Origin of the sequence: Sphingobium sp. B2 (assembly GCF_007693735.1) — a bacterium.
Taxonomy (GTDB): domain Bacteria; phylum Pseudomonadota; class Alphaproteobacteria; order Sphingomonadales; family Sphingomonadaceae; genus Sphingobium; species Sphingobium xenophagum.
Window position 1 is genome coordinate 414,770 of the sequence record NZ_VDBZ01000003.1, and the last position, 20,978, is coordinate 435,747.

Sequence of the window (20,978 nt, forward strand, 5' to 3'; positions counted from 1 at the left end):
AGAGGCACGCCGCATCCGTTTTGCGGGCCGCCCCTGATCGAACGCTACCGGGAGAGAGACATGAGCCTGCCGTCGATCCATCCAAACTGGGATTTGCCGCCAAAGGGCATGACCGATGGCTATTCGCTGGAAATCACGGCGAAAGACATTGACGCTCTGCGCGAAGCAGCGCCTGCCATGGCCCCTGAAACCCCGGTCGCCGTGACCTTTCTGCCGGGCGAATCGCTGGAGGCGCGAATCGAGGCCGCACGGACGGTGCGGGCTCTGGGCTTTGAACCGATGCCACATTTTTCCGCGCGCAGGCTGGAGTCGGGCGACGATTTCGAGGCCTATCTGGCGGCAGTCGTGCGCGAAGCAGGCGTAACCCGCTGCTTCATCATCGCTGGCGATCCGCCTGAAGCCGCCGGTCCCTATTCAGACAGCATGTCGCTGATCCGTACCGGTGCGTTCGAGCGCGCCGGGATCAAGGCGATCGGCGTCGGGGGTCATCCTGAAGGCCATCCCAATATGACGCCTGACCAATGTTTCGACATATTGATCGCCAAATGCGCGGAAATCGAAGCGCGCGGCATGGCCCCACTGATCGTCACCCAGTTCAGTTTCGACGCAGCGCCAGTGCTGTCCTGGCTGGAAGAGTTGCGCGGGCGGGGCATAGATGCGCCGGTACGCATAGGTATTCCTGGGCCTGCCGGCATCAAGACGTTGATGCGCTTTGCCGCACGGTGCGGCGTGGGGGCTTCGGCTTCGGTGCTGACCAAATATGGCATTTCGATCACCAAGCTGATCGGCACCGCGGGCCCAGACAAGCTGGTCGACGCCCTTGGCAAAGGGCTGGGAAGCCAGCATGGCAAGGTTCGGCTGCATTTCTATCCGTTCGGCGGCCTCGCCCGGACGGTCGAATGGATTAATAATTACACAAAAAGCCGCTAAGGGCGGCAATACTTGAGCGGAGAAGCGATGTGACCGAGATTTGCACCCTGACCCTGCAATGCGACGACCGGCCAGGCCTGGTGGCCGATGTTGCCGGCTTTCTGGCGCAGCAGGGCGGCAATATTACCGACGCCCAGCAGTTTAACGACAAGCTGACCGACCGCTTTTTCATGCGGGTGGAGTTTGAAGCGGCCGACGACAGCGTGGACGGGCTGCGTACGGCCTTCACCAATGTGGCGCAGAAGCGCGGCATGGAATGGAGCCTGCGTCGCCGCAGCGAACGACAGAAGGTTCTCCTGCTGGTCAGCAAGTTCGACCATTGCCTGGGCGATCTTCTGTATCGCTGGCGCATTGGCGAACTGGACATGGATGTCGTGGGCATCATCTGCAACCATCCGCGCGAAGCGCTGACCATATCGCTGATCGGGAATATCCCGTTCCATCATCTGCCGGTGACAAAGGACACAAAGGCGGAGCAGGAAGCGCAGATCAAGGCGATCGTCGAGGAAACCGGCGCGGACCTGATCGTGCTGGCACGCTACATGCAGATATTGAGCGATGATCTGGCGGGATTCGTATCCGGCCGATGCATCAACATCCATCACAGCTTCCTACCCGGTTTCAAGGGCGCCAAGCCCTATCATCAGGCGCATGAGCGTGGGGTCAAGATGATTGGCGCGACGGCGCATTATGTGACCGCGGACCTGGATGAAGGTCCGATCATCCATCAGGATGTCGAGGCGATCGGCCATGCCGATACGCCCGACGATCTGGTGCGCAAGGGCCGCGACATTGAACGGCGTGTGCTGGCAAGCGCAGTGCAGCATCATCTGCAAGGTCGGGTGTTCCTGAACGGCGCCCGCACCGTCGTATTCAAGGCATGACCATGGCGCAGGTCATTGACGGGCGCGCGATGGCGCGCGCCCTCTCGGACGAAAGCGCCGCACGGGTGGCGGCGCTGGTCGACCGGACCGGCCAGCCACCCGCGCTGGCGGTTGTGCTGGTTGGCGACGATCCGGCGAGCCATGTCTATGTGAGCCGCAAGATCAGCGAATGTCGCCGCGTGGGCATTACATCGATCGAACACCGATTGCCGGTCGATTGCCCGCAAACAGAGTTGCTGGCGCTGATCGACGCGCTGAACGCAGATGCCGGCGTCCATGGCATATTGATACAGCTGCCCTTGCCAGCCGGTATCGATGCGGCGCTGGTGCTGGACCGGATCGACCCGGCCAAGGATGTCGACGGATTTCACCCGGTCAATGTCGGACGCCTGTCCACCGGGACAGGGGGGCTGGTGCCTTGCACGCCGCTGGGGATCATGAAGCTGCTCGACAGCGTGATCGACGATTATCGCGGTTTGAACGCGGTGGTCATCGGCAAGTCCAATATTGTCGGCAAGCCTGTCGCCATGCTGTTGCTGGAACGGGAGGCGACAGTCACCGTCACCCATATAGAAACGTTGAACCTGCCCGACATTGCACGCAAGGCCGATATCATCGTTGCCGCCGCTGGTGCGCCCAACCTGGTGCGCGGCTATTGGGTCCGCCCCGGCGCGATCGTGATCGACGTGGGGATCAACCGCATCACCAGAGATGACGGCAGCACGCAAATCGTGGGCGATTGTGCCACCCATGAACTCGACCATGCCAAGGCCGTGACCCCGGTACCGGGCGGCGTCGGACCCATGACTATCGCCTGCCTGCTCAGCAACACCGTGCTCGCAGCCGAAAAGAGCGAAGATGCCTGAGCCAATCTGCACCACCCGCGTCAAGGTGCGCGACCTGCCCTTGCTGGCCGATATCGGCATCAACCCTGACGAGATCGGCCGTCGCCAGCCGCTGGTAATCTCGGTCGACCTGCTGCTGTCCGCCGATCGGGTGGACGGGATCGGCGACACGGTCGATTATCGCAAGGTCGCGCAAGCGGCCGAGGATCTGGCCCTGGTCCACATTCCGCTGATCGAGACATTCGCGCAGAAGCTGGGCGAGCGCTGCCTGGAATTTGCCTGCGTGGTCGAGGCGCAGATCAGGGTCGACAAACCCTTTGCGCTGACGCGGGGGCTGGCAGGCGTCGAGGTGACGGTGCAACGCGCCTAATTTTCGTCGGCAGGGCGAATCCGCGAGGCTAGCAGGACCAAAGCGGCGATGCCCGATCCCAGCGCCAGCAGCAGGGAAGTCGTCCCCCGCCCTGCCCCGGCCGCGAGCAACTGACCCGCTGCGAAGGGGCCAAAGGCAGCGCCAAAGCGCCCGAAGCCTATGACTGCGCCGGTCCCTGTCGCGCGCAGGGTGGTCGGATAGACATTGGCGATGAGCGCGTAGAGGCCAACCACCGACCCGTTGGACAGAAAGCCAAGGACGAAAGCCGCGCCCTGAAGCAGGACAAGTTCAGGCGGCACGGCGCCGAAGGCGGCGACCGCCACTGCTGCGCCCGCAAGACCAAAGATGACGAGCGGGCGCAGGCCGAGGCGGGGTGACAGCAGGCCCAGGACCAGCCCGCCGATCGCGCCGCCCGAATTCATGAATACCGACACGATTGTCGCACGCGACGGATCGAAACCCAGCGCCACCACCAGCGAGGGCGCCCAGCCAAGCGCATAATAGAAAGTCATCATGTGCAGGCCATACATGACGATCAAAGCGATCGTGACGACGCGATAGCGATCTGCAAACAGGGACCGCATGGAGGCTTTGGGTTCCTCAAGCGCGATCAATTGCGCGGCCTGCGGCTGGCCCAGGCGTCGCAGGATAGCGTTGATCCGCGCCAGTGCATTCGGACCACCGCGCGTCGCCAGCCAGCCGATCGATTCGGGGAGAAAGGCCAGCACGAGCGGCACCATGGCCAGCGTCGCCACGCCGCCGAACAGGAAGATCGCTTCCCATCCGTGCGTCCGCAACAATTGCGCTGCGCCCCAGCCGCCGATGATGCCGCCAACCGGATAGCCTGCCGCCATGATGCTGACGGCGAGGTCGCGGCGGCGGCGATTGGCAAATTCCGCCGACATGGCATTGATCGCCGCCAGCATCGCGCCCAACCCCAGGCCGGTGAGCACGCGCAGCAGGCCAAGCGACACCACGCCCATGGCAAAGGCGGAGGCGAACATGCCGATCGTCATGATGCCAAGGCAGAGCAATATCTGGCGGCGGCGACCGATGCGATCGGCCAGTTGGCCCAGCGTCAGCGATCCGATGACCATGCCGACAAGTCCGGTCGACACGATGATGCCGATCGCCCCCGGCCCGACCGCCCAGTCCTTCGCAATGCCCGGCGCAGCGAAGGTAACGGCCAGCACGTCGAAGCCGTCGAGCGCGTTCAGGAGAAAGCAGACAGTGACTGCGACAATCTGCCGCAGGCGCATCGGGCTGTCGGCCATGATGCTGCGCGGATCGTCCGCTGGCAGGGTGGCGATGGCCATATTCATTCTCTCCTGTCGCGCCATGCGGCCCGTATGACGAATTTGTATGCTGATGACACAATTAGGCGATCCTGCACGCTTGCACCAGCCCCATGATGAATGTAACGATCGTTATTAAATGGGAAGAGGGTGCAGATATTTATGGGCGAGGCGAGCCGGACCACGGCCGGAGAAAGCGCACAGCCAAGCCTGTTGCTGGGGATCGGCTTTGGCCTTTTGTCATCGCTTGGCCCCCTGGCGATCGATCTCTATCTGCCCGCCATGCCCGGCATGGCGCGCGAAATGGCGGCGGATAGCGGTGCGGTACAGCGGACCTTGTCTGCCTTTTTCCTGGGACTGGCGCTAGCGCAAATTCCCCTGGGCACGTTGGGGGACCGTTTCGGACGACGATGGCCGCTGATCGGCGGACTTATATTGTTCATCCTCGCGTCAACGGCCTGCGCGCTGGCCACAAGTCTGGAGCAGTTGATCGTCTTTCGCTTCTTGCAGGGGATGGGCGCGTGCGCGGGGACGTCGAGCGTGCGGGCCATGATCCGCGACCGGCACAGCGGGCATCGCGCTGCGCAGCTGATGGCATTCACATTCCTGGTGATTGGCATATCCCCGGTACTGGCTCCGCTTGCGGGGAGCTATTTGTTGCAGCTCACCAGCTGGCGCGGATTGTTCGGCCTGCTGGCGGGCGGCGGCTTGATTGCCATATTGGCGGTGCTGCTGTTCCTGCGTGAAACGCTGCCACCGGAGCGGCGGCAGGCGCGCCAGTCGATGCTCCGATCCTATGGGGATTTGCTGGCGACGCCGGCCTTTGTTGGCTGGACCCTGGTCGCCGGGCTGGCGACGACCATCCCCTTCGCCTTCGTAACGGCCGCCCCTTTCATATTCAGCCTTGGCTTTGCCCTGAGCGCGCATGAATATAGCCTGTTGCTGGCCCTCAACGCCGGCACATCGATCATCGCGACGCAATTCGCGCCGGGCCTGATGAAGCGGTTGGGCGCAAGACGACTTGTGCTGACCATAGCGACGATTGCCCTTGTCGCCACGGCGGCGATTGCGCTGGCGGCGATGAAACAGCCCGTCGCGCTGCCGCTTTTCCAGCTCTATTCCATGTTGCTATTTGCGATAGCGGGCCTGATCCTTACGCCAGCTGCGATTTCGGCGCTGGATGCGGCAGCGGGTGGCGCGGGCGCAGCGGCAGGACTGCTAGGCACGCTGCAACTAGCGATCACCGCGTTGGCCAGTGGGGTCGTGTCGCTGCTGCCATCCCTTTCCATTTTGCCGCTCGTCAGCGTGCTGGGCGGCGCCTTCGCCGTCATGTGGGTGACGGCCGGGTTGATCGGTCCGCGACAGGCGCGGGCCTGATCAATCTAAAGGTCCGCCTCATCCGGGCGGGTGGATTCAAGGAACCGGCTATTGCCAGCCTCGTCTTTCGCTTCGAGTGTTTCGACCAGCGTGTCGAGGAAATGGTTGAGCGTATCGACCTGCGCCGCTTCCAAGCCGGACACCAGATAGTCTGCAACCTTGTCGGTCTGCGGGCGCATCAGACCATAGAGGCGCTGGCCTTCTTCGGTCAGCACCAGCGTCTTGCGCCGTTTGTTGCTGGCGTCACGCTCCACGGTGATACGGCCATGCTTTTGCAGGGCGGCGACCGCGCGCGAGACGCTCATCGGGTTCACCCCGGTCATTTCGGCCAGTTCATGGCTGGCCGAATCAGGGAAGCGGCCGATCAGCATCAGCAGCCGAAATTCATTGAGGCTGATCTTGTAGCGATGCTCCAGATATGTGGAGAAGGGCGCCATCAATTTGTTGGCCAGCCGCAATATCCGATGCAACGTATCGGATTGGCTGACTTCGTCAGCTCGTGACCGGGGCGACTTGCGCGATGCGGTCGGGCTTTTGGGCGCAGGACTGTTCGACATGACTTTCCGATAGGACATTTGCCGGGCCTCAAGTCAAGCCGGGCATGGGAGAAGCGGGCTCAGGCGGCAGGAACAATCGCGCAGCCAACGCTGGTGAAGTGGCCGTTGGCGACATGATAATGGATATATTGGCGCATCTCCTGCACCTCGCCTTTGCGGATCGGAGTAAATTGATCCAACCCCTGTTCGCGCAAAGCCTCAGCCGTCAGGTCACGGATCCCCTCAACCCGGATGATCCCTTCCAGCGCGACCAGATTTTCGCTGGCAGCGAAGCGTTCGATCGTCAGCGTTTCGATCACATGGGCGTGGAGGAAGCTGTAGAAGCGCTTGAATGCTTCGCGCGTGCCCAAGTCTACGCCGAAGAACTGGATTTTCGCGCCGGGTGCGTAAAAATCGAACACCGTGTCATAGTCGCGATGGTTGAAGGCATGCGCGTAACGCTCATAATCGGCGCGGTTCATATCGGCCTCTCCATTTTTCGGGACCGCGATTTTTCGCCTGCCCGCTTGCCATATTAATAACGATCGTTATCGTAATGGCAATGGGCGATCAAACGCCAGCGAAAAGATGGGATGAGGATGATATGGCCCGCACAGAGCAGGAAGAGCGCAATCTCAAACTCGTCATGGCGATGTTCGACCATGTGCTCAAACCCATGGATGCCGACGCGGTCGACCGCTATCTGACCCCTGATTATATCCAGCACAACCAATGGGTCGATACCGGAACTGAGCCGCTCAAAGCGTTTTTGCGGCAGGTGCGCGGGGAAAATCCCGACGCGGTCCACGACATCAAGCGATGCTTTGTCGAGGACGATCATGTGATCGTCCATTATCATGTCCGGCGACGGCCGGATGATCCTGGTTTTGCCGTAATCGACATTTTCCGCGTCGAAAACGGGCTGATCGCCGAGCATTGGGATGTGGTGCAGGATGTGCCGACCGACAGCCCCAACCCCAATTCCCCCTTTTGACGGAGCGCGAGATGCGGTTCAGCGATAAGATCATATTGGTTGTCGGCGGCAATAGCGGCATCGGTCTGGCAAGCGCCCAGGCCTTTGCCGCCGAGGGCGCGATCGTGCGGATAAGCGGACGCGATCAGGCGACGATCGACGCGGCGGTGGCCACCATCCCCGGCGCAAAAGGCTATCGCGCGGACATTGCCGATTCGGACGCGATGGACGCGATGATGGCCGACATCGCGGCACAGGACGGGCGGATCGATACATTGTTCGTGAATGCAGGCGTCGGCGGCTTTGCCCGCTTGCGCGATATGGCACCAGCAGACTGGGATCATATCCATGGAGTCAATCTGCGCGGATGCGTGTTCGCCATCCAGAAGGCGTCGCGACTGATGCGCCGGGGCGGATCGATCGTCGCGACCGGATCCATCGGGGGCCATGCGTTCGTACCGGGCAATACGGCCTATGCTGCGGCCAAGGGCGGACTTTATGCCGCGATGAAGGTGATTGCCGGCGAGTTGGTAAGCGAGGGTATCCGCGTCAATCTGGTCAGTCCCGGTCCCATCGAAACGCCGCTGCTCCACCGCAATCCGGGGATGAGCGAGGCCGATGTGGCAGCGATGCGCGAGGCCATGATCAACGCCGTGCCAATGAAGCGGATGGGCCGACCAGAGGAAGTCGCCCGCGCGGTGCTGTTCCTGGCGTCCGACGAGGCGAGCTTTATCACCGCGGCTAACCTTTTCGTCGATGGCGGTACACTTGAACTGGGATGATGGAGAATTGGGATGACAGATATGTTTTCGACGCTGGATAATCCGCGACTGGAATTTGCGATGGAGGTACGGCTGCAATTTCCGCGGGTGCAGACCATCGTGAATACGCCGATGGGCGGCAATCGCAGCGCCGTCTATGTCGATGGCGGCACGTTCGAGGGGCCGAGGATCAAGGGCAAGGCCGTTCCGGGATCAGGCGGCGATTATGCCTATTTCCGGCCCGACGATGTCGCGGTGTTCGATGCACGCTATATGCTGGAGGAGGAGGACGGTACGCTGATCCTGCTCAACAATCGCGGCTTCCTGTGGGGGCGCCAGCCCGATACGATGACGAAGTTGCGGGACTGGGCCTTTGGCGAGGGGCAACCTGTCGAGCAGCAGGACTATTATCTGCGCGGCAATCCGACTTTCGAATGTCCCGTCGGCAAGCATGACTGGCTGACCAAACATGTGTTCATAGGCGTTGGTGAACGGCGGGCCGATGGCAATGTGTTGCGCTATTATGCGCTGACATAAATGCAGCGTCAGCCATCCGCTGCGAGCGAAGTCGAAAGGCGTTCAGGGCATTGCCTGGCGTTTTTCGACTTCGCTCGGGGCGAACGGAGGCAGGGTCAGAGCGAGATCAGAGCGTCCAGCGCCAACGCGCCCTGTCCTTCGGGATAGACAATGACGGGGTTGAGATCGACCTCGCGAATGGCAGGCGTGGCGGCGACCATGCGGCCCAAGCGCTGGACGACGTCGGCGACAGCGCCGATGTCCATGACCGGCGCACCGCGAAAGCCATCGAGCAAGGGCGCCATGCGTAGCGTGCGGATGCGGGCGATGATGGCGTCGCGCGGCAGGTCAGGCGGAAGCAGGCAGACGTCATGCAGCAATTCCGCCGCGACGCCGCCAAAGCCGACCAGGACGGTCGCGCCCCAGTGCGGATCGTTCCGCGCACCGACAATGAGTTCGACACCCTTGTCGGCCATCCCCTCCACCAGCACGCCGTCGAGCACGAGATCGGGCCGGGACGCTGCAATATTGGCGGCTAGCCTGTCCCAGCCTTCGGCCAGTTCGTCGCGATTTTTAAGGTTGACGATAACGCCGCCCGCGTCGCTCTTGTGCGGCAGGTCTGGCGACTGCGCCTTTAGAACGACAGGATAGCCCAGCGTCTCGGCAGCAGCGATCGCCTCTTCCACGCTCTGCGCCATGGCGAAGCGAGGGAAGGCGATGCCATGTTCCGCCATGATCGCCTTGGATCGATATTCCGGGATAGAATGGCCGACCTGCGCCAGATCGGCGACCGGGGCTGCATCCAGCGGGACCGCCGTGAAATCGCGCGCAGCAGCCGCGCTGATCCGGGCGAGCGCGCGCACGGCGCGTTCGGCTGTGGGCAGATAGGTGACGCCTGCCTGACGGAGCGCGGAAAGATCGTCCGCAAACACCGCGCCGCCTTCATCAACACCGCCGACTATGATGGGCTTGTCTGGCCGGAGGGTGGCGAGCGCATTCAGCACGGCGGTGAATTTGACATGGGATGTGCCGGTATCGGTCTGGATCAGGGTCAAAAGGATTGTGGCGATACGCGGATCTTCGACCAGAGCGGCAAGCGTGCGACCGTAAAGGCCCGGATCGACCAGCCCCTGCGCCGTGACATCGAGCGGATTGGTGACGGGAACGAAATCGGGCAGCGCCGCACGCAGCGCCGGGCTGTCGGCGTCGGTCAGCGTCGGCAGGTCAAGCGCGACCGCTTCGGAGAGGTCCAGCATCATCGCCTTGAATGCGCCCGATTCAGCGATGATGCCGGTGCCGCCCGCGCCGATTGCCGCGTTGCGCGCCAGCATTTCAGCCACGTCGCCCAATTCTTCCAGCGAGTCGACCAGGATGACGCCCGCCCGTTCGACATGGACCGCCATGACCGCATGATCGCCCGCCATCGCGCCCGTATGCGTGGCAGCGCTGGCCGCACCCGCCGCGCTGCGGCCGGGATGGAGCAGCACCACCTGCTTGCCGGCCAGCCGTGCCGCACGGGCGGCGGCAAGGAAACGGGCTGGATCGCGGACATGTTCGGCGATCATTGCGATCACCGCGGTTCCGGGCTCGTCTACCAGATGGGCAAGATAATCCTCGATCCCGCTGGCCGCTTCATTGCCGGTGGAGATGTAGCAGCTAAGCGGCACGTCGCGATGGATCATCGTCGTCGCCAGCACAGCGGCCATGGCGCCCGATTGCGAAACGATGCCCACCCGGCGGTCACCCTGGGCCGTCGCCTCCGGCATTTCGATGAAGGTCAGCGAAACATTGTCACGGAAGTTGACGAGGCCGAGGCAATTGGGGCCTTCGACCACCATCCCGGCCTCGCGGGCGATGCGCGCGATTTCCTGCTGGTCGGCCCGACCTTGCGGGCCGTCCTCGGCAAAGCCAGCGGAAAAGATCACGGCCGCGCCGACATGGCGACGGGCCAGGCCCCGCATCGTGTCGAGGACGCCCGCGCGCGGGATGGCAAGAACAGCGGCATCGACACCTTCGGGCAAATCATCGACCGATGCGACGCAGGGGCGACCGCCGATTTCCGCACGCTTGGGATTGACCAGATGGATGTCGCCAGCAAAGCCCTGCCGCACCAGATTGGCCAGCACCGACGCACCCAGAGCGCCCGGCTTGTCCGACGCACCCACGATCGCGACGGATCGGGGCCGCAGCAACCGGTCGAGCGAGGGGGCTGCCATGGATACTGCCGGCCGGTCGAGGTCGATCATGTCGGTCAAGCGTGTCTCTCCCCAGAAATTCTTCAGTAGAAGCGGCTCGAATCAACCGCTGTTTCGCGCCAACATTGTGCGCCTGTGATACAATTTACGCAACCGCTTTTGCGTCACCCTGCCAATCAGTCAGCGCTGGCGGCGCGCGGCACTGGACCAAGCTTGCGCAGCAAGGCGCTAAGCGTGCGGACTTCCTCGGCGCTCAGCCGGGCCGTCATTCGCGCGTCGGATACGCGCAACGCATCGACCATGACCGGCACTTTCGCTTCCCCTTCGGCTGTCAACCACAGCGCGTTGGTACGCAAGTCGCGACCCGGCCGACGTTCGACAAGCCCGCGTTCCGCCAATATGTTGACCAGCTTCATCGCGCTCGACCGGTTGATGCTGAGTGCCCGGCCCAGGGCAGTCTGGTCGCAGCCGGGATTGTCGCGGATCAGGATGAGCGCCGTCAGCTTGGCGGGCGAGAGGTCGTGCGCCGCCATGGCGGCGCGCGCGTCCGTATCAATCAAGAGATGCGCACGCTGGACCTGATAACCGACCAGTCCACGAAGATCCGCCCCCTGTTTCATCGTTGCCTTTACCCTCTTGCCAAAATTGTATCACAGGCGCACAAATACATGCTACAGGCTCGCATCGCACAAAGCGATAGGCAAAGCCGATCGAAATCAGGACTTGCATTCAAGGAGAGCGACAATGGATCATGAATATCGCCTGTTGATCGATGGTGAACTTGTGCCGGGCGTCAGCGCCTTCGACGTGGTGAACCCGGCGACCGGCGCGGCCTTTGCTTCCGCGCCCAAGGCCGACGAGGCGATGCTGGAGCGCGCCGTCGCCGCCGCGAAACGCGCCCAGCCTGCATGGTCGGCCCTGCCAGTCGAGGAACGCGCCGCGCTGGTCAACAAGCTGGCCGACACGCTGGAAGCGCGAATCGGTGAGTTTGCAAGCCTGCTGACCGCTGAACAGGGCAAGCCACTCGATCAGGCTGGCTATGAGATCATGGGCAGCGTGTTCACGCTGCGCGGATTTGCCGCGATGCGGATCGAACCCAAGGTGCTGAAGGACGAAGGTGGCAACCGCGTTGTCGAACATCGCACGCCGCTGGGCGTCGTTGCGTCGATCACCCCATGGAATTTCCCGGTAATCCTGCTGATGAACAAGCTGGGGCCGGCATTGATGACCGGCAACACGATGATCGCCAAGCCTGCGCCGACGACGCCGCTCACCACCTTGCTGTTCGGCGAACTGGCGCAGGCCATCCTGCCGCCCGGCGTGTTCAACATCGTGTGCGACCAGAATGAGCTGGGCGCGCTGATCACCGGGCATCCCGACATTGCCAAGGTCGCTTTCACCGGATCGACCGCGACCGGCAAGAAGGTGATGGCGTCCTCGGCCAGCACGGTGAAGCGGGTTACGCTTGAACTGGGCGGCAATGATGCCGCGATCGTCATGGACGATGTCGACGCCAAGCAGGCGGCGAAGAAAGTCTATCAGGGCGCGATGACCAATGCCGGCCAGATCTGCGTCGCCATCAAGCGCGCCTATGTCCCCACCCCGATGTATGACGAATTTTGCGATGAGCTCGCCCGGCTCGCCAATGAAGCGATCGTAGATGATGGGGCCAAGCAGGGCACGACGATCGGTCCGGTGCAGAACAAGATGCAGTTCGACAAGGTCAATGCCTTGATCGAGGATGCGCGTTCGCGTGGCACGGTGATGACCGGCGGCGCGCCGCTCGACCGGGCAGGCTATTTCATTCCCCCCACGATCGTTCGCGATCTGGACGATGATGCGCCCCTGGTGCGCGAAGAACAGTTCGGTCCAGTGCTGCCGGTGCTGAAATATGACGATATCGAGGATGTGATCGCCCGCGCCAATGACAGCGAATATGGGCTGGGCGGCACGGTGTGGGGCAAGGATCTGGCCCGCGCCACGGATGTCGCGATGAAGATCGACACGGGCACAGTCTGGGTGAACCAGCATCTGGCGATCGATGCCAATATTCCGTTCCGGGGCGTGAAACAGTCCGGGCTGGGCGCGGAACTGGGCGAGGCGGGGCTGCTGGAATATACCCAGGCGCATATCGTCAATTCAGTGGAATTTGCCGAAGCCTGATCATTATCCCGACGGGTCGCAAAAAGGGCCGGAGAAGCACATCGCTCCTCCGGCCCTAACTTTTTGACATTTTTACGTCGCATCAATGACGTTTTCAGAATTTTCGTTCGTGTCGTCAGCATAGCCTCGATCCAGGAATTGGCCCCCTTTGTCGAGGAACCTGCCCGATGCGTTTTTCCCATATGGTTACCACCGCTGTTGCGGCATCTACCCTGATCATCGCCACGGCCCCCGCTGGCGCGCACGCCATCTGGTTCGCGCAGCGCGCCAAGCAGACCGCGCTGATCTACGGCGTTGGCGCAGACGATCTGGACATGGTCAAGCGCCTGCCGCTGGTCAAGTCAGTGACCGGCTATGACTCCGACGGTGCGCCAGTCAATACGTCGCTGCGTGCGGCTGGGGCAATTCCGGTGGTCGACAGCGACGAACCGATCGCGGTCGTCGCCGCTGTTGTGGATTATGGCTATTGGAGCCGCACGCCAGATGGCGAATGGCACAATAAGGGCCGTGACGAAGTGCCCAATGCGACATTGGCCGAACATAATTTCAAATATGCCGTCTATCTAACGCAGATGCCGACCAAGCAGATCCCGCTGTACGAAGGCCACACCTTGCAGGTCGTGCCAGTCGGCACCGCCATTCCGCAGAAGATGGGCGAACCGATGAAGGTACGGGTCTATTACAAGGGCCAGCCGATTGCCGGTGCGACCGTGATGCAGGATTATGTCAACGATCCTGACGAGGTTAATCCCGCCAAGACCGCTGCCGACGGGACCGCGACGATCAAGGTCCGAAACCAGGGCAATAACGTGCTGATGGCGATCTATGTCGCAAAATCCGATGACAAGAAGGCGGACCATATAGAGCATAGCGCTTCGCTGAGTTTCGTTCTGCCGCACGTGCCGGAATAACATCATTCTGTTCGGAGATTTGCCGTGAATATCCAGTATATCCGCAGCGGCATCGCCGCACTCGCCCTGATTGCTGCACCTGCGATGCTGCAAGCCCATGGCAGCATGAAACCGCAGCATGGCGGCATGGTCCAGATGACCGGCGAGACGATGTTCGAACTGGTCGCGGGGCCGAAGGGCGTGGACGTCTATCTGAGCGAAGAGGATGAACCGCTGGCAGCAGTGGGCTATACCGCAAAGCTGATCCAGACCGCCGCGGGGACCAAGACCGAGGCCGTCTTGACGCCGGCGGGTGGCAACAGACTATCCGCACCGGGTTTCAAGGCCGCCAAAGACGCGAAGCTTGTCGTCGCTCTGATCGACAAAAGCGGCGCCAAGACTTTCGCCACCTTCCAGGCGAAGTAAGGAGCCGGAAAATGCGCAGCGCGATCCGCCGCCTGTCTTGCTCCTCAGACGTGCGGCGGATCGCAACATGGCCTCGATCCTGATGGAGTTAGGTAACGCTGGGCCTGGAGAGGTCGACATGCATGGTTGGTACCGGCGCAAAAAGGGTGACTCGCCTGTGAGCGTGACGGTAAAAGCTATCGGCTTGAACAAGTATCTCTTCCAGCCAAAGGGCGCGTGAAGCGGAAAAAAGGGACAGATTATGAGCAGCATTGCAGGCCACGCGCCCCCGACCCAATTTACTACAAGCGCGCCACCGCCGGTCGCAGCCGCCAAAGCGCGCACGCGATTGATAGCGATCGACGCGCTGCGCGGCCTCGTGATGCTGTTCATGCTGGTCGATCATGTGCGCGAGACTTTTTTCCTCTACGTGCCGGTGACCGATCCGGTCGATGCCAACACGACCGATCCCGGCCTGTTCTTCACCCGGCTGCTATCCACCTTCTGTGCGCCGACCTTCGTTGCGCTGACCGGCCTGTCGGCCTGGCTCTATGGCCAGTCGCACAGCAAGGGGCAGGTTTCGGAATTTCTGCTCAAGCGGGGGCTTTTCCTGATCTTTCTGGAAGTGACCGTGGTCGGCTTTGCCTGGCCGACCCAGGCTCCCGCTTTCCCCCCGACGGCGATCTGGTTGCAGGTGATCTGGGCGATCGGCATTTCGATGGTCGCGCTGGCCGCCCTGCTGCATTTGCCAAGGGCCGCACAATTTGGCGTGGGACTGGCGATCGTGTGCCTGCACAATCTGCTCGATCCCATTCGGCTGACAGCAGACCAGCCAGGCTATGTCGCCTGGGCGATTTTGCATCAGCGGTCGCTCATCGAATTTGGCGGGGCGGCGATCAAAACCACCTATCCGGTGCTGCCATGGATCGGCGTTATCCTGCTGGGCTATGCCTGTGGACCCTGGTTTGCCAAGGGCAGCGATCCGCAGCGGCGTATGCGCCGCCTGCTGATGACCGGCCTTGGGCTGATCCTGGGCTTTGTTGCGATCCGCTATCTCAACATTTACGGCGACAAGCCCTGGTTTGTCGGGGAAACGCCTCTGCGTACGGTCATGAGTTTCCTGGCACTGACCAAATATCCGCCATCCCTGCTGTTCCTGATGCCGACCGTGGGCACCGGTTGCCTGTTGCTCGCCCTGTTCGAGAAATATGAGGACAGCGCGGTCATGCCGCATCTGGCCCTGCTGGGCGGGGCGCCGATGTTCTTCTATATCTTGCATCTCTATGTGCTGAAGCTGATCTACAATGTGGCGCTCGCCCTTTACGGGCCGACCAAAGGAACGGTGTTCGGGGTCGACAATCTTTCCACGGTGTGGATTTGGGTCGCTCTATTGGTCCTGCCGCTTTACTTTCCCACCCGCTGGTTCGCGCAGCTCAAGCAGCGGCGCAAGGACATATGGTGGCTGAAATATCTGTAAAGGCGCCCACCCTGGGAACAACTGGTCGCCTCCCCCTTGGAGGCGGCTATTTCCGGGGCATTTTGGCCTCTTTACTGCAAGGATCGGGCGCAGCATTTTCATGCCGTAACAACCGCCGATTCACAATTTTGCGCCGTCCGATGCGCCAAGTTTGACGGATTATTTCTGGAACTCATCCTAGCCTCGAACTCAAGAAGAGGTGGAATAAACACCCAATGGCCGGCGTCCGACGACAGGAGCAACAGTTCGCGTCGGAAATGAAAACCCGTCGGCCCCGTTCGCAGGACGTTCAGAACAGCGATTTTTAAAAGGGGATTTCATCATGCGACCATTCTCCACCCTCCGGCTGGCACTGATCGCCAGCACCGCCACTATCGCGCTGCCGTCTGTGGCGATTGCACAGGCACCAGCCGCCGAGTCCAGCGACATCGTCGTCACCGGTCTGAAGCGCCAATATTTCGGTGACACGCCGGTCAAGGAAATCCCGCAGGCTGTTCAATTTCTGGAAGGCAAGTTGCTGGATGATTTGAATATCACCCGGCTGGACACCGCGCTGGAACTGGCGAGCGGTGTGTCGAAGCAGAATAATTTTGGCGGTCTGTGGGATAGTTTTGCGATCCGCGGCTTTGCGGGCGACGAAAATTTCCCGAGCGGCTTTCTGGTCAACGGCTTTAATGGTGGCCGCGGTTATGGTGGCCCGCGCGACGCATCGAATGTCGAGCGCATCGAAGTGCTCAAAGGCCCCAATTCCGCGCTGTTCGGACGCGGTGAGCCGGGCGGCACGATCAACATCGTCAGCAAAAAGCCGACCTTCAAGGAGGGCGGCAGCTTTTCCGTCGCCGGTGGCAAATGGAATACCTACCGCGTCGAGGGCGACTATAACCTGCCCATCACCGACATGGTCGCGGTCCGCCTGACTGGCGCGGTGGAAGATGCAGAAAGCTTCCGTGACACCGTGAAAACGCGCAAATATGTGCTGAACCCGTCCTTCCTGGCGAAACTGTCTGACAAGACGATCTTCACCTACGAACTGGAATATGTGAACCAGGAAGTGCCGTTTGAGCGTGGCGTGGTGGCGATCCCGACCGTAACGGCCAATGGCATCACCTATGATCTGGGCGCTATTCCCAATACCCGTTTCCTAGGTAACCCAAATGATGGCCCGACCAAGGTCGAAGTGCTGGGCCACCAGGCGCAGTTGCAGCATGACTTGAGCGACGATTGGGTCGTCATGCTGGGTGCTGGTTACAAGGACACATCGTTCAAGGGCTTTTCGAGCGATCCTGAACTGGTCCTTGGTCGGCAGCGGATCGACAATGACGGCCGTACCCTTACCCGCCAGCGTCGCTACCGCGATTATAGCACGACCCATATGGTTTTCCGCGGCGAAATCAGCGGCAAGGCGCAGACCGGATCGATCGTTCACAATATCCGCGTCGGGGCGGACTGGGACAAGTTCGAGATCGACACGTTCCAGACCCGTTATCGCCCCGTGGCGGCGGACCAGTCCTATTCGATCGACATCTTCAATCCCGATTACACCATCCCGGCCCCCGTTCCCAACGTCGTGATCCAGAATGGCAACGAGGTTCAAAAGGCCTGGGGTGTGTATGCGCAGGACCAGATCGAGATCACCGAACAGTTCAAGGTTCGCTTTGGTGGCCGCTACGACCATTTCAGTCAGAATATCGACCTGCGCCTGAACAATACCAACCCCAAGAAAAGCTACAGCAAGTTCAGCCCGATGGCAGGCCTGGTGTTCGAACCGACCAGCAGCGTGTCGCTCTATGCCAGCTATGGCAAAGGCTTCCGCCCCAATAGCGGCGTTGGTTTCGACGGGCTGCCATTTGAGCCTGAAATCAGCACATCCTATGAAGTCGGTGCAAAGTTCATCACCCCAGATGGTCGCCTGACCAGCACGATTTCGCTCTACAAGATGAAGAAGAGCAATGTGCTGTCCACCGACCCGGCCAACCCCGGCTTTTCCAAGCCGGTCGGTTCCGCCGACAGCAAGGGCGTGGAGTTTGACGTCAATGCCAAGCTGCCAGCCGGGTTTGAACTGTTCCTGACCTATGCCTATACCGATGCGGGCTGGGCCACCAATGTGTTCGACCCCAATTTCGGTCTGCCGATCCTGAAGGGCGATCCGCTGATCAACATTCCCAAGCATCAGGGCAATATCCTGCTGTTCAAGAATTTCTCGATCGGCGATCATCAAGCCATGCTGGGCGGCGGCGTAAACCATGTGGGCAAGCGTCTGGGCGAGACGGCAACCACCTTCTTCCTGCCCAGCTACACCATTGCCAAGCTGATGGGATCGGTCACGATCAACGACCAGTTCAAGCTGTCGGCCAATGTCGATAATCTGTTCGACAAGAAATATTATGCCAGCTCTTACGCAGCCCTGTGGATACAGCCAGGCATGCCCCGTTCCTTTACGATACGAGGTACGTTCAACTTCTAGAACAGGTGCCGGGAGGCGTTCGCGCCTCCCTCTTCGGGCCGTCAACGACACCTCCTCCTCCTGTCGTTGGCGGCCCTTTTCGTTTTTGAGGGCTACCCCATGAACCGCGCGCTGATGTTGCGCCTGCATCGGACAATCGGCCTGGCCGTGGCGGCATTGCTGCTGGTGCAGGCGCTGAGCGGCGCGATGCTGGTCTATCGCGGGCCGCTGGCGCGGCTGATCGATCCGGTGGCGATGACCAGCGGAAAAGCCGGGCCAGCGGTTTCGGTGGGTGAAGTGATCATGACAGCGAACCGGGCGACGGCAGGCTATGCGGTAACGCGGCTGTTTGCGCCCGATGCCGATGGGGCCACCTATTTCGCGCAAATGGGCAATCGTGACGGTGCGGTGCGCTATGCCTCGGTCGATCCCGCCGGCGGCGCGGTGCTGCGGTCGGGCAATGCCTTGGCCTTTCCGGTCGAAGCGGCGTTACAAATCCATTATCGGTTGATGGCCGGTAAGGTCGGCATGGCCGTCATCGTCCTGAACGGCCTGGCCCTGTTGGCCATGGTTGCGAGCGGCCTGGCCTATTGGTGGCCCAAGCGCGGCAAGATGGGCAAGGCGCTGGCGATACGCTGGACATTGTCGCCCAAGCTGGTTCTGCGCCAATGCCATCGCACGGCAGCTGTCTTGCTGAGCGCGTTTCTGCTGTTCATGGCGACGACGGGATTGCTGCTGGTGGTGCCCGAATTGCTGAGCAAGGGTGCCGCCAATGCGCCGTCCGCCGCATCGGCCGCGACGATCGACCGCAGCGTGATGCTGGCGCAATCGGCCTTCCCCGATGCCATGCTGCGCGACCTGCGGATCGATGGCGATCGGCTGATCGTCAATTTCAACGCCCCTGAACATAATGCGCGCGCGATCCACAGGGTCATCGTAACGCTGGCGCAGCCCCGCATCGTTAGCGCCATGCGTGCGCAGAACAATCCCGCCTTGTGGATGACCGTGCTGCCCTTGCATGCGGGCGACGCCTTTGGTCCGATCGGCCAGCCCATATTGCTGATCACCGCACTGGCGCTGGCTGCGCTGTGTGTTTCCGGATTAGTCATGTGGTGGCAGGCCAGGCGCACCCGCCGCCCTGCCCCCGCCAGAAAGTCTGTATGATGACCCTGCTTTATACCTCCGATCCTGAACGCGGCCGCACCTGGCGCGATGTTTTCGCGGCCGAGGCTGCGGATATCGGCTTTGTCGATCCGACAGACCCGCATGACCCCGCCACGATCCGCTACCTCGCCGCGTGGAACCCGTCAGTGGAACTGATCGCGACACTGCCCGCACTGGAGATATTGTTTTCCATCGGTGCTGGCATCGACCAGTTCGACATGAGCCGCCTGCCGCCCCACGTCCGCGTAGTGCGGATGATCGAGCCGGGCATTGCGCAGGGCATGGTCGAATATGCGACAATGGCGGTGCTGGCGCTGCATCGCAACCTGATCGACCATGGTATCGCCCAGCGCGAGGGTCGTTGGGCACCTATCAAACTGACGCCCGCCAGCCAGCGACGGATCGGCGTGATGGGCCTTGGCATTCTGGGTCAGGCGGTGCTGGGCGCGTTGCGGCCGTTCGGCTTTCCACTGTCGGGGTGGAGCCGGTCGGCCCATGCCGTGGAAGGGGTCGATTGCTTTGCCGGAGCGGCGGCGTTGCCCGCCTTCCTTTCGGGATGCGACATATTGATCTGCCTGCTCCCACTCACCACCGAGACCCGCGGCATTTTGTGCCGCGAAACGCTGTCGCAACTGCCGCGCGGGGCGGGCCTGATCAATGTCGGGCGGGGTGGGCATCTGGTGGAGCAGGATCTGCTGTCGCTGCTGGACGACGGTCATCTTTCAGGGGCGGTGCTGGATGTATTCGACCCCGAACCGTTGCCTCAGGGCCATGCATTGTGGGCGCATCCCCGCATCATCATGACCCCTCATGTCGCCAGCATGACGCGGGCGGACAGCGCTGCGCGCGCGTTGATCGCCAATATCCGCCGCCACGTGTCGGGGGCGACCATGGAGGGGGAGGTCGCACGCGACAAGGGCTATTGAGAGCGCAGCAATCTATGCCGAATGGGCCGCGATAAAAGCCCGATATATGCGTTCGCGCCCGTAGAAATGGGCTTCATGTTCCGGCGCGCCCATGTCGTAATGTGCCTGTCACATGGCCGCCAGGCCGCGCTTCAAGAACCTGCAAAGGATGATCAGCCGATGCCCAATTTCCGGCCCAAATATATCAGTTTCGACTGCTATGGCACGCTCACCCGTTTTCGCATGACCGAAATGGCGACCGCCTTCATGGCCGATCGCATCGACGCGGAAAAGCTGCCCGCCTTTTGCAAGGACTGGAGCGCCTATCGGTTCGATCAGGTGATGGGCGATTGGCAGCCCTATCAGGAGGTCATCCGCAACTCGTTGCGCCGGACGTGCAAGAAATGGGGCGTGGCCTATAATGAGGCTGATGCCGATGCTGTGTACAACACGGTGCCGACATGGGGTCCGCATGACGACGTCGTTGGCGGCCTGTCCAAGATCGGCGACAAGATTCCGCTCGTCATCCTCTCCAACGCGATGAACGACCAGATCCATCATAATGTAGGGATGCTGGGCGCGCCTTTCCATGCGGTCTATACCGCGCAGATGGCGCAGGCCTACAAGCCGCGGATGCAGGCGTTCGAATATATGTTCGACCAGCTGGGCGCAAATCCGGAAGATATGATGCACGTATCGTCCAGCTTCCGCTACGATCAGAATACGGCGACCGACCTGCATTTTGGCTGCCGCGTGTTCGTGGGTCGTGGGCATGAGCCGTCCAACCCCTTCTACCGCGACGTCGAAATTCCCCATATCGGCTGCCTGCCGGCGGTTGTGGGCCTCTGA

Annotated in this window: 22 protein-coding genes; 17 read left to right on the forward strand and 5 right to left on the reverse strand. The window is 61.5% G+C overall.

What is annotated here, in order from left to right:
- Positions 1 to 60 precede the first annotated feature (60 nt).
- Genes FE851_RS20370 through FE851_RS20385 form a run of 4 tightly spaced genes read left to right on the forward strand, consistent with a single transcriptional unit; the run spans position 61 to position 3,029 of the window.
- Positions 61 to 930, forward strand: coding sequence for a methylenetetrahydrofolate reductase (locus tag FE851_RS20370; protein WP_107125357.1), 870 nt, complete (start codon positions 61 to 63; stop codon positions 928 to 930).
- A gap of 29 nt (positions 931 to 959) precedes the next feature.
- Positions 960 to 1,814: a formyltetrahydrofolate deformylase gene (gene purU / locus FE851_RS20375; RefSeq protein ID WP_017181840.1), complete on the forward strand. Its 855-nt coding sequence runs from the start codon at positions 960 to 962 to the stop codon at positions 1,812 to 1,814.
- A gap of 2 nt (positions 1,815 to 1,816) precedes the next feature.
- Positions 1,817 to 2,680 (forward strand): bifunctional 5,10-methylenetetrahydrofolate dehydrogenase/5,10-methenyltetrahydrofolate cyclohydrolase, encoded by an 864-nt coding sequence (locus tag FE851_RS20380; protein WP_145206528.1) that lies wholly within the window; start codon positions 1,817 to 1,819, stop codon positions 2,678 to 2,680.
- Positions 2,673 to 3,029 carry a dihydroneopterin aldolase gene (locus tag FE851_RS20385; RefSeq protein ID WP_017181842.1) on the forward strand — a complete coding sequence of 119 codons (357 nt, stop codon included), beginning with the start codon at positions 2,673 to 2,675 and terminating at the stop codon, positions 3,027 to 3,029. Before FE851_RS20380 ends, FE851_RS20385 begins: the two co-directional genes overlap by 8 nt.
- On the opposite strand, the gene FE851_RS20390 is transcribed toward FE851_RS20385, so the two are convergent.
- Positions 3,026 to 4,345: an MFS transporter gene (locus FE851_RS20390; RefSeq protein WP_261371109.1), complete on the reverse strand. Its 1,320-nt coding sequence runs from the start codon at positions 4,343 to 4,345 to the stop codon at positions 3,026 to 3,028. The genes FE851_RS20385 and FE851_RS20390 overlap by 4 nt on opposite strands.
- 129 nt (positions 4,346 to 4,474) lie before the next feature.
- Here FE851_RS20390 and FE851_RS20395 point away from each other — a divergent pair, with 129 nt between their 5' ends.
- Positions 4,475 to 5,701, forward strand: coding sequence for a Bcr/CflA family efflux MFS transporter (locus tag FE851_RS20395; protein ID WP_261371110.1), 1,227 nt, complete (start codon positions 4,475 to 4,477; stop codon positions 5,699 to 5,701).
- 5 nt (positions 5,702 to 5,706) lie between these two features.
- On the opposite strand, the gene FE851_RS20400 is transcribed toward FE851_RS20395, so the two are convergent.
- Together FE851_RS20400 and FE851_RS20405 are read right to left on the reverse strand one after the other, a co-directional pair.
- The gene (locus tag FE851_RS20400) at positions 5,707 to 6,276 is read right to left on the reverse strand and encodes a MarR family winged helix-turn-helix transcriptional regulator (protein ID WP_017181845.1); all 570 of its coding nucleotides are present in this window, start codon (positions 6,274 to 6,276) and stop codon (positions 5,707 to 5,709) included.
- A 41-nt stretch (positions 6,277 to 6,317) separates the two neighbouring features.
- Positions 6,318 to 6,719 carry a nuclear transport factor 2 family protein gene (locus FE851_RS20405; protein ID WP_145206530.1) on the reverse strand — a complete coding sequence of 134 codons (402 nt, stop codon included), beginning with the start codon at positions 6,717 to 6,719 and terminating at the stop codon, positions 6,318 to 6,320.
- Positions 6,720 to 6,841: 122 nt separating this feature from the next.
- On the opposite strand from FE851_RS20405, the gene FE851_RS20410 reads away from it, so the two are divergent.
- From FE851_RS20410 to FE851_RS20420, 3 genes are read left to right on the forward strand one after another with little or no spacing between them, the layout of a single operon-like run.
- On the forward strand, positions 6,842 to 7,231 hold the full coding sequence (locus tag FE851_RS20410; RefSeq protein WP_145206531.1) for a nuclear transport factor 2 family protein: 390 nt from the start codon (positions 6,842 to 6,844) through the stop codon (positions 7,229 to 7,231).
- Positions 7,232 to 7,242: 11 nt separating this feature from the next.
- Entirely contained in the window at positions 7,243 to 7,992 is a 750-nt protein-coding gene (locus FE851_RS20415; RefSeq protein ID WP_145206532.1) for an SDR family NAD(P)-dependent oxidoreductase, read from the forward strand.
- Positions 7,993 to 8,004: 12 nt separating this feature from the next.
- Positions 8,005 to 8,508, forward strand: a complete 504-nt coding sequence (locus FE851_RS20420; RefSeq protein ID WP_145206533.1) for a DUF3237 domain-containing protein — start codon at positions 8,005 to 8,007, stop codon at positions 8,506 to 8,508.
- A 95-nt stretch (positions 8,509 to 8,603) separates the two neighbouring features.
- On the opposite strand, the gene FE851_RS20425 is transcribed toward FE851_RS20420, so the two are convergent.
- Complete coding sequence (locus tag FE851_RS20425) at positions 8,604 to 10,733, reverse strand: acetate--CoA ligase family protein (protein WP_186378948.1); 2,130 nt, start codon at positions 10,731 to 10,733, stop codon at positions 8,604 to 8,606.
- Between the two features lie 125 nt (positions 10,734 to 10,858).
- On the reverse strand, positions 10,859 to 11,302 hold the full coding sequence (locus FE851_RS20430; RefSeq protein ID WP_017181851.1) for a MarR family winged helix-turn-helix transcriptional regulator: 444 nt from the start codon (positions 11,300 to 11,302) through the stop codon (positions 10,859 to 10,861).
- A 124-nt stretch (positions 11,303 to 11,426) separates the two neighbouring features.
- On the opposite strand from FE851_RS20430, the gene FE851_RS20435 reads away from it, so the two are divergent.
- The 9 genes from FE851_RS20435 (at position 11,427) to FE851_RS20470 (ending at position 20,978) form a co-directional block, all read left to right on the forward strand.
- The gene (locus tag FE851_RS20435; RefSeq protein ID WP_145206535.1) at positions 11,427 to 12,845 is read left to right on the forward strand and encodes an aldehyde dehydrogenase family protein; all 1,419 of its coding nucleotides are present in this window, start codon (positions 11,427 to 11,429) and stop codon (positions 12,843 to 12,845) included.
- 167 nt (positions 12,846 to 13,012) lie between these two features.
- Positions 13,013 to 13,756, forward strand: coding sequence for a DUF4198 domain-containing protein (locus tag FE851_RS20440; protein WP_145206536.1), 744 nt, complete (start codon positions 13,013 to 13,015; stop codon positions 13,754 to 13,756).
- Between the two features lie 24 nt (positions 13,757 to 13,780).
- A complete protein-coding gene (locus FE851_RS20445) occupies positions 13,781 to 14,161 on the forward strand; it encodes a hypothetical protein (RefSeq protein ID WP_145206537.1) in 381 nt (126 codons plus the stop codon).
- 67 nt (positions 14,162 to 14,228) lie between these two features.
- Positions 14,229 to 14,381, forward strand: coding sequence for a hypothetical protein (locus tag FE851_RS26325; protein ID WP_186378943.1), 153 nt, complete (start codon positions 14,229 to 14,231; stop codon positions 14,379 to 14,381).
- 21 nt (positions 14,382 to 14,402) lie between these two features.
- Entirely contained in the window at positions 14,403 to 15,617 is a 1,215-nt protein-coding gene (locus FE851_RS20450) for a DUF1624 domain-containing protein (protein WP_145206538.1), read from the forward strand.
- Positions 15,618 to 15,939: 322 nt separating this feature from the next.
- Entirely contained in the window at positions 15,940 to 18,081 is a 2,142-nt protein-coding gene (locus tag FE851_RS20455; RefSeq protein WP_145206539.1) for a TonB-dependent siderophore receptor, read from the forward strand.
- A gap of 99 nt (positions 18,082 to 18,180) precedes the next feature.
- Positions 18,181 to 19,224: a PepSY-associated TM helix domain-containing protein gene (locus tag FE851_RS20460; RefSeq protein WP_145206540.1), complete on the forward strand. Its 1,044-nt coding sequence runs from the start codon at positions 18,181 to 18,183 to the stop codon at positions 19,222 to 19,224.
- Entirely contained in the window at positions 19,221 to 20,150 is a 930-nt protein-coding gene (locus FE851_RS20465; protein WP_145206541.1) for a 2-hydroxyacid dehydrogenase, read from the forward strand. The genes FE851_RS20460 and FE851_RS20465 overlap by 4 nt, the downstream gene beginning before the upstream one ends.
- Before the next feature lie 21 nt (positions 20,151 to 20,171).
- Positions 20,172 to 20,978, forward strand: a complete 807-nt coding sequence (locus FE851_RS20470) for a haloacid dehalogenase type II (protein WP_145206542.1) — start codon at positions 20,172 to 20,174, stop codon at positions 20,976 to 20,978.

Excerpts from the sequence above, each read along its gene's own strand:
- FE851_RS20370 (WP_107125357.1), top strand. The coding sequence starts at position 61 with ATGAGCCTGCCGTCGATCCATCCAAACTGGGATTTGCCGCCAAAGGGC.
- FE851_RS20380 (WP_145206528.1), top strand. The coding sequence starts at position 1,817 with ATGGCGCAGGTCATTGACGGGCGCGCGATGGCGCGCGCCCTCTCGGAC.
- FE851_RS20385 (WP_017181842.1), top strand. The coding sequence starts at position 2,673 with ATGCCTGAGCCAATCTGCACCACCCGCGTCAAGGTGCGCGACCTGCCC.
- FE851_RS20390 (WP_261371109.1), bottom strand. The coding sequence starts at position 4,345 with ATGGCCATCGCCACCCTGCCAGCGGACGATCCGCGCAGCATCATGGCC.
- FE851_RS20400 (WP_017181845.1), bottom strand. The coding sequence starts at position 6,276 with ATGTCCTATCGGAAAGTCATGTCGAACAGTCCTGCGCCCAAAAGCCCG.
- FE851_RS20405 (WP_145206530.1), bottom strand. The coding sequence starts at position 6,719 with ATGAACCGCGCCGATTATGAGCGTTACGCGCATGCCTTCAACCATCGC.
- FE851_RS20410 (WP_145206531.1), top strand. The coding sequence starts at position 6,842 with ATGGCCCGCACAGAGCAGGAAGAGCGCAATCTCAAACTCGTCATGGCG.
- FE851_RS20415 (WP_145206532.1), top strand. The coding sequence starts at position 7,243 with ATGCGGTTCAGCGATAAGATCATATTGGTTGTCGGCGGCAATAGCGGC.
- FE851_RS20420 (WP_145206533.1), top strand. The coding sequence starts at position 8,005 with ATGACAGATATGTTTTCGACGCTGGATAATCCGCGACTGGAATTTGCG.
- FE851_RS20425 (WP_186378948.1), bottom strand. The coding sequence starts at position 10,733 with ATGATCGACCTCGACCGGCCGGCAGTATCCATGGCAGCCCCCTCGCTC.
- FE851_RS20430 (WP_017181851.1), bottom strand. The coding sequence starts at position 11,302 with ATGAAACAGGGGGCGGATCTTCGTGGACTGGTCGGTTATCAGGTCCAG.
- FE851_RS20435 (WP_145206535.1), top strand. The coding sequence starts at position 11,427 with ATGGATCATGAATATCGCCTGTTGATCGATGGTGAACTTGTGCCGGGC.
- FE851_RS20440 (WP_145206536.1), top strand. The coding sequence starts at position 13,013 with ATGCGTTTTTCCCATATGGTTACCACCGCTGTTGCGGCATCTACCCTG.
- FE851_RS26325 (WP_186378943.1), top strand. The coding sequence starts at position 14,229 with ATGGCCTCGATCCTGATGGAGTTAGGTAACGCTGGGCCTGGAGAGGTC.
- FE851_RS20450 (WP_145206538.1), top strand. The coding sequence starts at position 14,403 with ATGAGCAGCATTGCAGGCCACGCGCCCCCGACCCAATTTACTACAAGC.
- FE851_RS20455 (WP_145206539.1), top strand. The coding sequence starts at position 15,940 with ATGCGACCATTCTCCACCCTCCGGCTGGCACTGATCGCCAGCACCGCC.
- FE851_RS20460 (WP_145206540.1), top strand. The coding sequence starts at position 18,181 with ATGAACCGCGCGCTGATGTTGCGCCTGCATCGGACAATCGGCCTGGCC.
- FE851_RS20465 (WP_145206541.1), top strand. The coding sequence starts at position 19,221 with ATGATGACCCTGCTTTATACCTCCGATCCTGAACGCGGCCGCACCTGG.
- FE851_RS20470 (WP_145206542.1), top strand. The coding sequence starts at position 20,172 with ATGGGCCGCGATAAAAGCCCGATATATGCGTTCGCGCCCGTAGAAATG.